Raw genomic sequence first — 13,792 nt, 5'->3', positions numbered from 1 at the left:
CTCTCGTTCAGGCGGTCAGGTGCTCGCCGAAGAAGCCGGTGAGCTTGGTGACCGCGGGAGTGACGTGCTCGTCCTGGTCGTAGAGCGCGACGTGGGTGGCGCCGTCGATGACGAACAGTTCCTTGGGCTCGTCGGCCTTTTCGATGGCCTCGCGGCTGAAGTAGCCGGTGTCGGCATCGGAGCCGATGATCATCAGCAGCGGCCGGGGCGCGATCAGCTTGATCATCGCGTAGGAGTCGTACTGCGCGATCTGGTCGATGCTGCGCAGCGGCCACTCGTTGGTGGAGTTCGCGTGCCCGCCGCGCGGGGTGCGGTAGTAGTCCTGCGCCTCGCGATACAGCGTCGGAGCTTCCTCGAGCCCTTCGGGGCTTTCCGGAGCCCAGTTCTGCACACCCGCGACCTCGCCCCGCGCTTCGGCGGTGCGCAGCGCGCCCGCCTGGTCCAGCATGGCCTGCAGGACCTCCGGACCCTGGGTGCGGCCGAGACCTTCGACCAGCAGACTCCGGATGTCCACGGCGCTGACCGTGGCGACGGCCTTGATCCGGTGGTCGGTCTGCGCGGCGAACGGGACGTAGCCACCGGACGCGCAGATGCCCAGCGCGCCGATCCTGGCCGGGTCGATGTCGTCGCGGGTGGTCAGGTAGGTGACCGCGGACCGGACGTCCTCGGCACGCTGGAAGGGGTTCTCCAGACCGCGGGGCAGGCCCTCGCTCTCACCTTGGTATGCGGCGTCGAACACCAGGGTGGCGTACCCCTCGCGGGCCAGACGCTCGGCGTAGATCGACGCGGTCTGCTCCTTCACACCACCGCCGGGGTGGGACACGACGACGGCCGGCAGCGGGGCGCCGGTGTGGTCGTCCGGAGTGAACAGGAGACCGGCCAGCGCGAGCCCGGCGCTCGGGAAGGTGACGTTCGTCTTCATCTTCGGGATCTTTCTTTCGGCTTCTCTTCGGCCGGGCGTTTCGTTCGGCCTCGTATTCGAGACTCACACGCGTCGCGTGCTCCTACAATGGGACGGTTCCAGCCCCGCACACCACTGTCCAGGGACACAATTGGCCCAGGCTCCCGAGTTGCACCTGTTGCGACAATGGGGTCATGAGCAGTGACGACCACACCAACGAACTGGGGGAGTTCCTCAAGGCTCGCAGGTCCGAGGTGAGCCCCCGGACGGTCGGGCTGCCCGAGACCGGCGCCAAACGACGGGTGAAGGGGCTGCGCCGCGAGGAGGTCGCGCTCCTGGCCTCGATCAGCCCCGATTACTACACCCGTATCGAACAGGGACGCAGGCAGGCGTCCGCCCCGGTGCTCGACGTCCTGGCGAGGGTGCTGCATCTGGACGACGATGAACGTGAATACCTGTTCGAGCTCGCGGGAAAGGACGCAGAACGCCCACGCCGCCAATCCGCGCAGAAGGTGTCACTACAGTTGCTGCGGGTGATGGATGAACTGACCACGAGCCCCGCGCTCGTACTGGGCAGGCGAATGGACATTCTCGGCTGGAACCGGATGGCTTCCGCACTGCTGGTCGATTTCTCGGCGATTCCGGAAAAGAAGCGGAATTATGTGTGGCTGTTGTTCTCCGACCCCGCATTCAGGGCCTTGCACGTGGAGTGGGAGGCCATGGCCCGCACCGCCGTGGCGATGCTCCGGATGGAAGCCGGCCGCAACCCCCACGATCAGCGGATGGCCACCCTGGTCGGCGAACTGTCAATGAAGGACGACGACTTCCGCACGTGGTGGGGTGACCATCATGTCACCGCCCGCGAGCGGGGGAGCAAGACGCTTCGCCACCCCGTCGCGGGTGAGCTGACGCTCGACTGGGACGCGCTCACCTGTACGAGTGACCCCGAACAGCAGCTCATTGTCTGGACCGCCGAGCCCGGTAGCGCCGCCCACGACGGCCTTCGTTTCCTGTCGTCATGGGCAGCGAGTGAAGACCGATCCGCGGCGGACCGCTGAGGCCCGGCGGGATTTCGGATCAGTGGAAGCTCAACCGTCCGTGCCGCTGAACTGCCTCGATCCTGGTGAACAGCGCTCCGCGCACAATCGAAAAAGTGCTCGAAGTACGCGGTGTTATCCTTCACCGGATGAAAAGCGCTTGCGGGGACCCTGAATGGGGAGAATCGGCACCGGAGCGAGGCAGGCGGTGAGGAGGCCCTACAGCTACGCTGATGCGGTCAAACTGCTCGGCCCCAAGGAAAACGCAGCCGTGGCGGCGTTGGATCGACTGGTCGGCGGCGCACTCCTCGGCAGTGTCGCGTTCGGCGCGACGGAACTGCTCGGCTGGTTCGACGCCAAGGTCGACTTCATCAAGATCAGTCATGAAGTGCTGGGCAAACTCGCCGAGAAACAACGTGGCCTGAGCCGGTACGCCCGCACTGAAAGGGTGAGCGCGGCTCACTCCGTCATCGTGGTGCTGGCCTTCTTCGAAGCCGTCGACGAACTCGGCCTGCCGGTTTCCACCAAGCAGCTGGGCGTGACCAAAAAGGAACAACTTCAACTGGTCGGGCTATCACACCTGTTCGACGGGGTCTGGCCGATGCCCACCCCCGACCGTCCTTATGAGGCCACTCGCGAAGCTCTGTTCCGACAGTACGTCGACTCGGCCGCGGCTCTGCTGGAACTCGTGCGCGCCCACGCGATATGGGACGAGCTGAACGAAACCCAGCAAACGCGATTGGAGCTGATGGTCCGGGACATCGCCACCGCGGCGATTCACCGCTACCACGGGCTCGTCGGCCGGGTCGTGTCCGACTACCCGGAAATCGGGTTCTGGATCCAGTTCGCCGAGGTACGAAGCGCAGGGAGAGCGCTGGACCGAGTCGAGGAGGCGATGCGGCAACTCCTCGTCGGGGGCACCCCGGACCAGCGACGGGCGGAACTGGCCAAGGGCTATCGGGCCGCGCTGGACCGGCCGATCATCGAAGGAGACGACGACTTCGGCGACCTCCGCGTCCCGCTGATCCGTGACGCCTACGTGGATCCACAATTCCAAGTCACCTCGATGCGGAAGGACAACCGCTCCGCCGAACTGGCCTGGTGGAACTCCCTGCCGGTGCGGAACGACCTCTACCGCTACCTCGTCGGCTACTTCACCTCGCCGAAGGCGGTCAGCCTGCCTTTGCTCGTTCTCGGTGATCCGGGTTCGGGCAAATCCATGCTCACCAGCATTCTCGCGGCGAGGTTGTCGCCATCGGACTTCTTGACGCTGCGAGTCGAGCTGAGGAACGCGCCGACCGAAGGCGATTTGCTCGACCAAATCGAGTTCGGCCTGCGTGAGGCACTGCACGAGAAGGTGTCCTGGGCGGAGTTCTCGCGAACCGCCGGGGCCAGCCTGCCGATCGTCCTGCTCGACGGGTTCGACGAACTGTTGCAGGCCACCGGGGTTTCGCAGAGCCGGTACCTCGACAAGGTCGCGCGCTTCCAGCGTGAACGACTCGATCTCGGTGCGCCGGTGGCCGTCGTCGTGACGAGTCGTATCAGCGTGTGCAGTGGCGTTCAGATTCCGGTCGACGCCGATATCCTGCGGCTGACGCCGTTCACTCCTGACCAGGTCGGACAGTGGCTCCAGACCTGGAACGAGGACAACGCGCCCTATTTCAAAAAAGCGCGGCTGCGGCCATTGCCCGCGTCCGTGGCCCTCGCCTTCCCGGAAATAGCCGAGCAGCCGCTGCTCTTGCTGATGCTGGCGCTCTACGACGCCATCGGGAACGCGCTCCAGCAGGAGAGCAGCACCCTCAACACGTCTCAGTTGTACGAGCGCCTTCTTCGGCGTTTCTGCAGGCGCGAGCTGGCCAAGGACAACGTCGATCGCAGCCCGGAGCACCTCGAACGTGAGGTGGACATGGAATTGGAAAGGCTTGCCGTCGTAGCGCTCGGCATGTTCAACCGGGGCGCGCAGTGGATTGCGGAGCCAGACCTCAATGAGGACTTCGCCGGTCTGCTCAAGGTGGACGAGCGCAACCGCCGCCACGGTACCCAGACACCTCTGAGTGCCGGCCATTCGGCCCTCGGCCGCTTTTTCTTCATGCAACGCGCCGAAGCGAACAGGGACTCGGAAACCCTGCGAACCTACGAGTTTCTGCATGCCACATTCGGCGAATTCCTGGTCGCCCGGTTCGTCTGGCACACCCTCGACGAGCTGTTCCAAGTCTCCCAGCAGCGCAGATCCAGATTGACCACCTCGCTGACCGACGACAGCGAGTTGTACACCATTCTCTCGTTCGCCCCGTTGTCGTCCCGGTGGGCAGTGGTGAACTTCCTGGTCGAGCTGACCGGATCGGAGCCCGACAACGTCCCGCTGTCCGCGATGCTCAAGGAGCTCATCGCCCACTCCTTCGAGCCCCAGCAGCAGAAATACTCCGGATACGAGCCGGTGCGCCACCCCACGCCCCGACGTTACGCCGCGTACAACGTGAACCTGATCATCCTCGCCGCGGTCCTGGCGAGCCCGGGCCCGCTGGACACGGGTTCGGTCGGTGTGCACCCTTGGCACAAATTCGCCGGTTTCTGGAAGTCGCAATTCTCCTCCGGTGAATGGCGAGATCTGGTCACTCTGTTCCATCTCTTGCCCGGCGTCGGCGGCAAGCCCACCATCACCGTTGGGAGAGCGCCATCGATCAGTCCGGTCGCGCCTCCCGCCACGATCGAGACACTTTCGTTTCAGATAGCGGAACTGAGTGCGCACTTCACCGGCGACCCGGAACTTTTGCCGTACCGGTACGCCTTGGAACCCGTCATCCACCAGAACTGGTCGGTGGACCGAATCCGCGGACTGGCCGCCTTGGCGGCGGCGGCCCCCAACCGGACGGCCCTGGACCGCACCTACCGTGCCTGGGCGGACTTCTCACCTTCCCTGGTCATCGAACGGCTCGTGCTCGATCGAACAGCCGGACCGGACACCTTCGCGGCCTTGCTTGGCACCAGGGTGAGCGCCGAGCCGGAGTTCCGCACGATCGTCTACGAGCGCATTGCCAGAGGCGGCGACTACGACCGGGAGTACCTGTCGATCGTCGAGGGAATCTGGCGTAAGCACGAAGAAATAGTGGTCGCTCCGATAGCGCTGCTCGAAGCCTGGCTCCGGCTCGCGGAGCGAGGTTTTGACTTCGCGCAGATCTCTCCTCTTCCCGATTTCGAAGCCCTGGTGAACCTGATAGACGTCTCGGCCGTCTGCTACTCCAGGCCGGACCTCCGCACCCGGGTGCGGAATCTGCTCGACCGGCCCGGATTCACTGAGCATTTTCTCCTGCGCAGCCCGGCCACCGATGTTGCCGCAGCGAACCCGAGTCAGCCGAGGTCGACACGTCCGCTGGCGTTCGTCGACAAGCCCGAGCCCAGGAAGGCGGAGCCCGCCGCCGAGGTCTGGCAGCCCGAAGGGGAAAGCTGGCAGGTGCAACTGGGGAGACTGGATACGGCATTGGCTTCGGGCACTTTGACCGCCGACGACTACTATCTCGAACGCGAAAGAATCCTCAAGCTCGCCGTCGGCGTGGATCCGGAAGAGTAGCGCTCTCGGCGTGATCGTCAACCGATCCTGTCAGGTCTCTTACCTGAGAACGCGCTACAGCAGCTCGGCGTTGTGCTGGCCGACCGACGGCGCCACGAACGGAGCGAGGCGGCTGCCGTCGACGAGGATCGGCGACTTCGGGGCCAGGTGGGGGCCGACGCCGGGTTGGTCGATCTCGTCGAACAGGTCGAGGTCGCGGAGGGTGCCGCGGCCGAGTTCCTCGAAGGTCCGGTAGCGCTGCCACAGGATGCGGTGGCGATCCAGCGCGGCGGCGGCCGCGTCGAACGTCGTGCTCCGGAACCAGCGGGCCAGCAGCGTCGAGATCACGTCACGGTGTTCGAAGCGGGCGGATTCCCGCGAGAAGTCGATGCCCAACGACTCGCTCAGCGCGGTGAACGCGGCGGTGAGCCCGGTGGCTGTCAGCAACTTCGTCCAGTGGCGCTCCGTCAGCACCACGAGCATGACGCGAACTCCGTCGGCGGTGAGAAAGTCGCGGCCGTACGTGCCGTAGACGTCGTTGCCGGATTTGGCGCGGCCGTGGTCGGTGACCTGTGCTTCCGCCAGGTAGCCGAGATTGCCCGCGGTGGCCAGGGCGACGTCTTCGAGAGCGACGCGAATAGCGCGGCCCCGACCGGTCTCCTGCCGGTGCCGTTCCGCGGCGAGCAGACCGATCGCCAGGTAGAGACCTGCGGCGACATCCCAGGCGGGCAGCACATGGTTGACCGGTGCGGGGGCTTCGGCGGAGCCGGTGATCAACGGGAAACCGCTGCCCGCCTGGACTGTGTAGTCCACCGCGGCGCCACCGCCGGGGCGTCCTTCGAGGAGTACGTGGATCACGTCGGGACGACGAGCGGACAGCTCCGCGTAACCGAGGTCCGGATGCCGGTCGGTGTTGCTGACGACGACGCACGGTCCACCGTGGACGATCAGGTCCACGACCCGTTTCCGGTCCACTTCGGACTCCAGGTCGACGGCGACGGCGCGCTTTCCCTTGTTCAGCCCCGACCAGTAGAGACTGGTCCCGGAGTCGGCTAGCGGCCACCGCGTCCGGTCCGCCGCGCCACCGAGCGGTTCGACCCGGACGACGTCGGCGCCGAGCTGAGCCAAGGTGAGGCCGCACAACGGGGTTGCGACGTAGCTCGAGATCTCGACTACTCGCAAACCCGTGAGCAGCGCCGGGTTCGGGTCAGGCATCGTCGTCCTCCCGCCGCCGGGTGAAGTCGGGCTTGCGGCGTTCGCGGTGGGAGGCCAGACCTTCGCGGACTTCCGGTCCGCCGAAGCCGTAGAACTCCAGCGCCAGTGAGGAATCGAAGATCGCGCCCGCGACTTGCCGGTACCACGCGTTCAGGCTCTGCTTGGTCCAGCGGATGGCGTTCGGGGCGCCGAGAGCCAACTCGCGCGCGACTTCCCGCGCGGTCGGCAGCAGGTCGGCGTCCTCGTCGACGCAGAGGGAGACCAGGCCGATCCGCTCGGCTTCCTCGCCGGTCAGCGGACGGCAGGTCATCAGGTAGTACTTCGCCTTCGCCATGCCGCACAGCAACGGCCAGCACACCGCGGCGTGGTCACCGGCCGCGACACCGAGGCGCGTGTGCCCATCGATGATCTTGGCGGTCTTTGTGACCACCGAGACGTCGGCCAGCACACCGGCGACGAGGCCGGCACCGACCGCCGGGCCGTGGATCGCCGACACGATCGGCTTCGAGCAGTCGATGACGTTGTAGACCAGGTCCCGCGCCTCCCGCATCGTGCGGGTGCGCGTCTCGTAGTCGTTCGACAGCTTCTCCACCAGGTCGAACGAGCCACCGGCCGAGAATCCCTTGCCCTCACCGCGCAGGAGGACGGCGTTCACCTCCGGATCCCGGTCGAACTCCCGCCAGATGTCGGCCAGATCCGCGTGCGCGGCCTCGCTGACCGCGTTGAGGTTCGGCGCGTCCAGGACGAGTTCGACGACGCCCGCGTCGTCCGGGCCGTCCACCCGGAGGTTCTCGAAACGTGCGTAGCGGCTCATGCGCTTCCCTTCTTGCTCTGACCGAGAAACAGGCCTTCGCGGTCGTACTTGCGGAGCCGAGCCAGGGCGTCGGCGCTCACCTCGGGCAACTCCTTCAGATCGTCCGCCACCGCGAGCTCCCAGCCACAGCGCGAACGGGCGTATTCGACGCGATCGGCGAGCGGTTCGGGTCCAGGCGCGACATGGGTGAGAACGAGTTCGCCGTCGCGCCGGGACAGGATCCCGACGTCGGTCACCACGGCACGTACGCGCGCGCCGGGGCTCGTGACGTAGTCGCAGCGCTCGACAAACCGGCGCGGGCTCATCGTCCCGACAACCAGCGTCTCGTCGGCGTTGGTGACCACGTCGTTCGCGCCACCCGATCCGACGAGGTGAGGGCCGCCGGTGATCCGGGTCGTGTTGATGTTGCCCAGCCGGTCGATCTCCGCCGCGCCGACACAGGCGATCGACCGCGTGGACGGCCCGTTGACCACCGTGCCGAGCACCTGTTCGGTGTCGAGCAGCATCGACGAGGTCGGGAAGTTCGCGAAGCTGAAGATGAACGGGTCGCCCGGTGTCGGCGTGTAGTCCCAGAGCCCCAGTTCGGCGGCGAGCGCGACACGGTGGCCCTCGGCCTTGGCCGTCTCGACGCCCACCCAGGCCGCGAGGTTCGCCAGACCCGCTCCGGCGAGGACGGCGTCTGCGCCGGTCTCCGCGATCCGTGTCCGGACGAGACCGGCCAGCCAGGTGGCCGCGCGTTCGGCAGGCGTCGCGGGGCCGCTGTGCTCGCCCCTGCCGGTGGGTGGTGTCGGCTTACCGCTGGAGTGGACGAGGGCGTCGAGCCGTGCCTTGCCAAGCTTCTCGAGGTATGCGCCGTGGTCGGCGGGCTCGAGGATCCACTCACGTATCCAGTCGTCGAATTTCGGCGATCGGCTCGCTTCCCGTGCGGAAATCCAGAACGCGACGTCCTCGGCGTATCCCTCCACCGGCAGCCGCGTGCCTACGGGCCCGGCGAATACCCCGCCGGGATGCGCTCCGAACGGCGTCTCGATAACGGCGAGCACCCGGTGTGCCGGGACGCGGACCAGCGACGACCAGGGACGGAGATCGTCGACGACCTTCTCCACCGTGGCGAGGACGCCGCGGCGGGCGGCGAACGCGCCGATCGAACCCTCGAACATCGGGGGAGCGATCGCGAGATTGCCGTGCCGGTCGGCGACCGCGGCGTGCACCAGCGCGACGTCCGGCACCAGCGGCGAGACCAGGCCCACCCGGCCGAACCGGGTGTCGATCTCCTCGTAGCCCTCGTTCCCGGCCATCGAGGAGTCCCGCACAGACCCGGTGACGACGGCGGGCACGCCGGTGGCTGCGGCCCGCAAACGCTGGATGTAGCTCAGGAACGACCAGTTCTCGACCTCGACAGAACCGTCTGCGTAGGCCTTCTGGAACACGGGGTTCGGTGTGAACACCGGGAACGAGTCACCGGAGTAGACGGTGACGACCTTCTCGATGCAGCCGGAGCGGAACAGGACCGCGCCGAGCGACGACAGACTCGCCATGATCAGGGTGAATTTTGATGGTTTTCCCCAGTGCTGCCTGGCCAATTCCCGGACCAGCGCACTCCAACGGCTGTGGCCCATCATCACGTGCACGGCGTCACCGGGGCGGACGTGCCGCGCGATCGCCTCGTCCAGGCGGCAGAAGTCGGTCATGCGTGCACTCGCTCGACGAGGTTGACCTTGACGTGGTCTGGACGCTTCAACGCGCCCTGGGGGACGAAGTCGACAACGGTTTTGACGTTGAGCGCGGAGCGGATCCGTTGTTCGATGGTCTCGCGGAGCCCGGTCTGCTGTTCGGGGGTCAGGCCGGTGTCCTCCACGACGACCGGGAGCGGACGCTGCGTCGAGTGCCCCTCGAAGTCGGCGCGGATCCGCATCTCGCCAGGGGTCAATTCGGCGACGAGTTGCTTGATCGCGGAGGGGAAGACGTTGATACCGCGCACGATCAGCATGTCGTCGGTGCGGCCGATGCACCGGACCTTGTAGCCGGTGCGGCCGCAGGAACAACCGGTCCCGGTGACGACGACGTGATCGCGGGTGCGGAACCGCAGCAACGGGGACGCCTGACGCCGCAACGCGGTGTAGACGAGTTCGCCTTGTGCGCCTTCGACCGGGGCGATCTGTTCGCCGGTGTCGGGGTCGATGAGTTCGGCGATCATCAAGTCGGGGGAGAGGAAGTGCATACCGTCGGCGGCTTCGCATTCACCCCAGTACGTGCAGGCGATATCCGTGCCACCCAGCATCTCCCGCGACGTCGCACCCCACAGCGATTCGAGCTTCTCTCGGACTGCGGGAAGCCCGCCGCCGGGTTCGCCGCCGACGCTGATCGCGCGGACACCGAGGTCCCGTGCCGGACGGCCGACGATCTTCGGTGCCTGTTCGGCGAGGTGGGCGAGGAAGTACGGAGTACCGATCAAGGCGTTGGGGCGCTGATCGGCTTGGACTCGCAGGAGCCTTTCCGCGCCGGCCTCCGCGCCGACCGGGATGTCGACGATCCCCATGTACTGGAGGATCTGCACGATCGGAAGCCCGCCCACGAATCCCTTGCTCATGCCGAAGGCGTGCAGCAACCGGTCACCCGGATGGAATCCGTTGGCATACAACGCTCGCGCGCCGAGTTCACACCAGGTGGTGATGTCGCTCGGCGTCAGGCCGACGTAGGACGGGCTGCCCGTGGTACCGGACGACGCCTGGATCTGCACGACTTCGGACATCTCCGCGGCGACGTGTGTGCCCAGCGGCGGGGCGGCGGCGAGGCTGTCACGCAGTTCCTGCTTCTCGGTGAACGGCAGCCCGGCGAGATCCTCGACCGTCCGGATCTTCGCCAGGTCGGCACCGAGCTTCGCTTGATAGAACGCGCTGTGCGCGGCCAGGTACGCGACCTGCTCGCGCAGGCGTTCGTCCTGGACCGCACGGGCGGCGGCGGGGGAGAGGGTTTCGACCGCACTCCAGTGTCGTGCGGAAAAAGGTGCGACTGCCATTTTGATCACCTTCAGCTGACGACGACGAGGGTTTCGGCGACGCATGCCGGTTTGGCCGTGCCGTCGAGTTCGACGACATAGCGGGTCGTCACCGTCACCCCGGCCGTTCCGGGCTGAAGCTCGGTGAAGGTCGCCTTCGCACGCAACCGGGAGCCGACGGGGACCGGAGCCGGGAAGCGGACCTTGCCGAGTCCGTAGTTGATCCGCGCCGTGCCGAAGTCCAGCCGGTACAGCTCCCGGGCGAAGTACGGGATGAGCGACAGAGTGAGGAACCCGTGCGCGATCGTCGTGCCGAACGGCCCGGTCGCGGCGCGTTCCGGGTCGGTGTGGATCCACTGGTGGTCGCCGGTGGCTTCGGCGAACGCGTCGATCCGCGCCTGGTCGACGGTGAGCCAGCCGGTCGGGCCGAACTCCTCGCCGAGTACGGCCTGCACGTCGCCCGCCGAGGCGAAAACCCGAGTCACGATGTCAACTTCTCGAACACCGCGGCCAGCCCCTGACCGCCGCCGATGCACATGGTCTCCAGCGCGTAGCGCGCGTCCCGGCGGTGGAGTTCACGTGCCAGCGTGGCGAGGATCCGGGTGCCCGTGGCGCCGACGGGGTGACCCAGCGAGATACCGGAGCCGTGCACATTGAGCCGCTCGAAGTCGGTTGCACCGAAGCCCCACTCACGCGTGCAGGCCAGGACCTGAGCGGCGAACGCCTCGTTCAGTTCGACGAGGTCCAGGTCCGCGAACTTCAGCCCCGCCTTCGCAAGCGCGGCCGCGGTGGCGGGAACGGGACCGATGCCCATGATCTTCGGGGCGACCCCGGCGACGCCGTAGGAGACGAGCCGCACCAACGGACGCAGCCCGAGCTCGGCGGCGCGCTCGGGATGGGTGACGACGCAGACGGCCGCCGCGTCGTTCTGGCCGCTGGCGTTGCCGGCGGTCACTGTCGCTTCGGGATCCTGCTTGCCCAGCACGGGGCGCAACTTGGCGAGGGTCTCGGGCGTGGTGTCGGCGCGAGGGTGTTCGTCGGTGTCGACGACGACGGTGCCCTTCTTGGTCTCGACCGAGACCGGGATGATCTCCTCGGCGAACACCCCGGAGTTCTGCGCGGCGACCGCGCGCTGGTGCGAGGTGAAAGCGAGCTGGTCCTGTTCTTCGCGGGTGATCCCGTAGTCGCGCCGGAGATTCTCGGCGGTCTCCAGCATTCCTCCCGCGACCGGGTAGTGCTTGCCACCGGGTGTGGCGCGGCCGCGGTTGAGCGCGTCATGCAGCATCACCCCGCCGCCCTTGGCGCCCCAGCGCAGGTCGGTGGCGTAGAAGATCACGTTGCTCATGCTCTCGGCGCCACCCGCGACGATCACGTCGCTGACCCCGGCCTGCACCTGGAGGGCGGCCTGGACCACGGATTGCAGCCCGGAGCCGCACCGCCGGTCGACCTGCATGCCCGGCACGGTCACCGGCAGCCCGGCGTCGAGTGCGGCCACGCGGCCGATAGCGGGCGCTTCCGCGCTGGGGTAGCAGTGGCCGAGGATGACGTCGTCGATGGCTTCGGGGTCGATCCCGGTGCGCTCGAGCAGTCCGGTGAGCGCGATGGTGGCGAGGTCGGCGGCCGGGACGCTCTTGAGCGAGCCGCCGAAGCGGCCGATCGGGGTCCGGACGGGTTCGCAGATGACGGCGTCACGCATGGGGAGTGCCTTCCTCGTACAGTTCGACTTCCAGGCTGGTCCGTGGGCCCGCGGGGACGCCGCCAGGACCGAAGAGACCGAGCTGCCCCGCTTCCGCCCGGAGCTGAGCGGGCTCACCGCAGAACAGCGGCGCGTTATTGCGGTGACTCAAGCGCTTCACCCGGGCGCCGGGATGGTCCAGACGGAGGGTTTCGGCGAGCGCGAGGGACATCAGCGGGCCGTGCACGACCAGGCCGGGGTAGCCCTCGGTGCGGGTGGCGTAGGGCCAGTCGTAGTGGATGCGGTGTGGGTTCGCGGTGGCCGCCGAGAACCGCATCAGCAGTGTCGGATCGGTGGCGAAGTCCCACGTGCCCGCCTCGGCGCGGCGGAACGGCGCGCCGACGGGGTCGAAGTCGGCCGGTTTCGGCTCGGCGGGTGTGCCGCGGTCGCGGTAGATCAGGTCCTGCCGCTCTTCCACGCACAACGCGCCATCCTCTGTGGACAGACGAGTGCGCACGACGACGATCACCAGACGGCCGGATCGCCCGGATTTCTCCGTCACCGAGTCCACTGTGGATTCGTGGACCACGGTGGCGCCGATCTTCAGCGGGGTGTGGAAGGTCACCTCGCCGCCGGCGAACATCCGCCGTGGCAGGTCCACCGGCGGTAGGAACGTGCCACGAGCCGGATGCCCGTCGGTGCCCAGCTCCGAGGAGACGGGCCAACGGGGGAGAGCGACCCAGTGCCACAGCGGCGGCAGGTCGTCGCCGGGCAGCGGCGCGGGCAGCCCGTCGTCGAACAGGGCGGCGAGCGCCGTGACCGGCGCCGGATCGACCAGCTCGCGGGTGGTGACGGTGCGCGGAGCCCACTGCTCCATCACATGAACCTTCCGCCGGTCACTTCCAGCACCGTGCCGGTCATGTAGGACGACAGGTCCGAGGCCAGGAACAGGGCCACCGAGGCGATCTCGCCGACCTCACCGGCCCGGCCCATCGGGATCTCGGCCATCTTCTGGTCCCACACCTTGGCGGGCATCGCCTCGGTCATCGCGGTGCGGATCAGCCCGGGCTGGATCGCGTTGACGCGGACGCCGTGGTGAGCGAGTTCCTTCGCCGCGGCCTTGGTCAGTCCGACGATGCCTGCCTTGGCCGCCGAATAGTTCGTCTGGCCGACCATGCCGACCTTGCCCGAGAGCGACGAGATGTTGACGATCGAGCCGCGGCTGCGTTCGCGCATGATCGCCGCGGCCTTGCGGACACCGTTCCAGCTGCCCTTGAGGTGCACGTTGATCACCTGGTCGAACTGGTCTTCGGTCATCTTGCGCAGCGTCGCGTCGCGGGTGATCCCGGCGTTGTTGACCAGGACGTCCACGGGGGAGAAGGTGTCTTCGGCGGCGGCCAGCAAGGCGTCGACGTCGTCGGCGTTGGTCACGTCGCAGCGGACGCCGATGCCGCCGAGTTTCTCGGCGGCGCGTGCTGCCGCGTCGCCGTCGAGGTCGCCGAGCACCACGTGGGCGCCTTCGGCGGCGAACAGTTCGGCGATGGCGAGCCCGATGCCTTGGGCTCCGCCGGTGACGACCGCGGTCCGATCGGTCAGCAAGGACAT

The 13,792-nt window shown here is 67.4% G+C and carries 11 protein-coding genes; 2 read left to right on the top strand and 9 right to left on the bottom strand.

What is annotated here, in order from left to right:
• Positions 1-7: 7 nt before the first annotated feature.
• Positions 8-922 (bottom strand): alpha/beta hydrolase, encoded by a 915-nt coding sequence (locus AVR91_RS06285; protein WP_063274837.1) that lies wholly within the window; start codon positions 920-922, stop codon positions 8-10.
• Positions 923-1,095: 173 nt separating this feature from the next.
• Here AVR91_RS06285 and AVR91_RS06280 point away from each other — a divergent pair, with 173 nt between their 5' ends.
• Positions 1,096-1,959, top strand: coding sequence for a helix-turn-helix domain-containing protein (locus tag AVR91_RS06280; RefSeq protein ID WP_063274836.1), 864 nt, complete (start codon positions 1,096-1,098; stop codon positions 1,957-1,959).
• 154 nt (positions 1,960-2,113) lie between these two features.
• The gene (locus tag AVR91_RS06275; protein ID WP_143253897.1) at positions 2,114-5,506 is read left to right on the top strand and encodes an NACHT domain-containing protein; all 3,393 of its coding nucleotides are present in this window, start codon (positions 2,114-2,116) and stop codon (positions 5,504-5,506) included.
• Between the two features lie 54 nt (positions 5,507-5,560).
• Here the strand turns inward: AVR91_RS06275 and AVR91_RS06270 are convergent, their stop codons facing one another.
• The 8 genes from AVR91_RS06270 to fabG are packed head-to-tail and all read right to left on the bottom strand — an operon-like array spanning position 5,561 to position 13,792.
• Entirely contained in the window at positions 5,561-6,700 is a 1,140-nt protein-coding gene (locus AVR91_RS06270; protein WP_063274834.1) for a CoA transferase, read from the bottom strand.
• On the bottom strand, positions 6,693-7,514 hold the full coding sequence (locus AVR91_RS06265; RefSeq protein WP_063274833.1) for an enoyl-CoA hydratase/isomerase family protein: 822 nt from the start codon (positions 7,512-7,514) through the stop codon (positions 6,693-6,695). Before AVR91_RS06265 ends, AVR91_RS06270 begins: the two co-directional genes overlap by 8 nt.
• Complete coding sequence (locus AVR91_RS06260; protein ID WP_063274832.1) at positions 7,511-9,205, bottom strand: CoA-transferase; 1,695 nt, start codon at positions 9,203-9,205, stop codon at positions 7,511-7,513. Before AVR91_RS06260 ends, AVR91_RS06265 begins: the two co-directional genes overlap by 4 nt.
• On the bottom strand, positions 9,202-10,533 hold the full coding sequence (locus AVR91_RS06255; RefSeq protein WP_063274919.1) for a phenylacetate--CoA ligase family protein: 1,332 nt from the start codon (positions 10,531-10,533) through the stop codon (positions 9,202-9,204). Before AVR91_RS06255 ends, AVR91_RS06260 begins: the two co-directional genes overlap by 4 nt.
• A gap of 11 nt (positions 10,534-10,544) precedes the next feature.
• Positions 10,545-10,997, bottom strand: coding sequence for a MaoC family dehydratase (locus AVR91_RS06250; RefSeq protein WP_063274831.1), 453 nt, complete (start codon positions 10,995-10,997; stop codon positions 10,545-10,547).
• On the bottom strand, positions 10,994-12,208 hold the full coding sequence (locus AVR91_RS06245; protein WP_063274830.1) for an acetyl-CoA C-acetyltransferase: 1,215 nt from the start codon (positions 12,206-12,208) through the stop codon (positions 10,994-10,996). The genes AVR91_RS06250 and AVR91_RS06245 overlap by 4 nt, the downstream gene beginning before the upstream one ends.
• A complete protein-coding gene (locus AVR91_RS06240; RefSeq protein WP_063274829.1) occupies positions 12,201-13,064 on the bottom strand; it encodes an FAS1-like dehydratase domain-containing protein in 864 nt (287 codons plus the stop codon). The genes AVR91_RS06245 and AVR91_RS06240 overlap by 8 nt, the downstream gene beginning before the upstream one ends.
• Positions 13,064-13,792: a 3-oxoacyl-ACP reductase FabG gene (gene fabG / locus AVR91_RS06235; RefSeq protein ID WP_063274828.1), complete on the bottom strand. Its 729-nt coding sequence runs from the start codon at positions 13,790-13,792 to the stop codon at positions 13,064-13,066. Before fabG ends, AVR91_RS06240 begins: the two co-directional genes overlap by 1 nt.

Source organism: Amycolatopsis keratiniphila subsp. keratiniphila (assembly GCF_001620365.2).
Lineage (GTDB): Bacteria > Actinomycetota > Actinomycetes > Mycobacteriales > Pseudonocardiaceae > Amycolatopsis > Amycolatopsis keratiniphila.
Note: the sequence above shows the minus strand (reverse complement) of the source record. Positions and strands in the feature narration are given on the sequence as shown.

What these genes read in the sequence shown, in the direction of transcription:
- AVR91_RS06255 (WP_063274919.1), bottom strand. Translation starts at nt 10,533, where the DNA reads ATGGCAGTCGCACCTTTTTCCGCACGACACTGGAGTGCGGTCGAAACC.
- AVR91_RS06280 (WP_063274836.1), top strand. Translation starts at nt 1,096, where the DNA reads ATGAGCAGTGACGACCACACCAACGAACTGGGGGAGTTCCTCAAGGCT.
- AVR91_RS06240 (WP_063274829.1), bottom strand. Translation starts at nt 13,064, where the DNA reads ATGGAGCAGTGGGCTCCGCGCACCGTCACCACCCGCGAGCTGGTCGAT.
- fabG (WP_063274828.1), bottom strand. Translation starts at nt 13,792, where the DNA reads ATGTCCTTGCTGACCGATCGGACCGCGGTCGTCACCGGCGGAGCCCAA.
- AVR91_RS06260 (WP_063274832.1), bottom strand. Translation starts at nt 9,205, where the DNA reads ATGACCGACTTCTGCCGCCTGGACGAGGCGATCGCGCGGCACGTCCGC.
- AVR91_RS06285 (WP_063274837.1), bottom strand. Translation starts at nt 922, where the DNA reads ATGAAGACGAACGTCACCTTCCCGAGCGCCGGGCTCGCGCTGGCCGGT.
- AVR91_RS06270 (WP_063274834.1), bottom strand. Translation starts at nt 6,700, where the DNA reads ATGCCTGACCCGAACCCGGCGCTGCTCACGGGTTTGCGAGTAGTCGAG.
- AVR91_RS06275 (WP_143253897.1), top strand. Translation starts at nt 2,114, where the DNA reads ATGGGGAGAATCGGCACCGGAGCGAGGCAGGCGGTGAGGAGGCCCTAC.
- AVR91_RS06245 (WP_063274830.1), bottom strand. Translation starts at nt 12,208, where the DNA reads ATGCGTGACGCCGTCATCTGCGAACCCGTCCGGACCCCGATCGGCCGC.
- AVR91_RS06265 (WP_063274833.1), bottom strand. Translation starts at nt 7,514, where the DNA reads ATGAGCCGCTACGCACGTTTCGAGAACCTCCGGGTGGACGGCCCGGAC.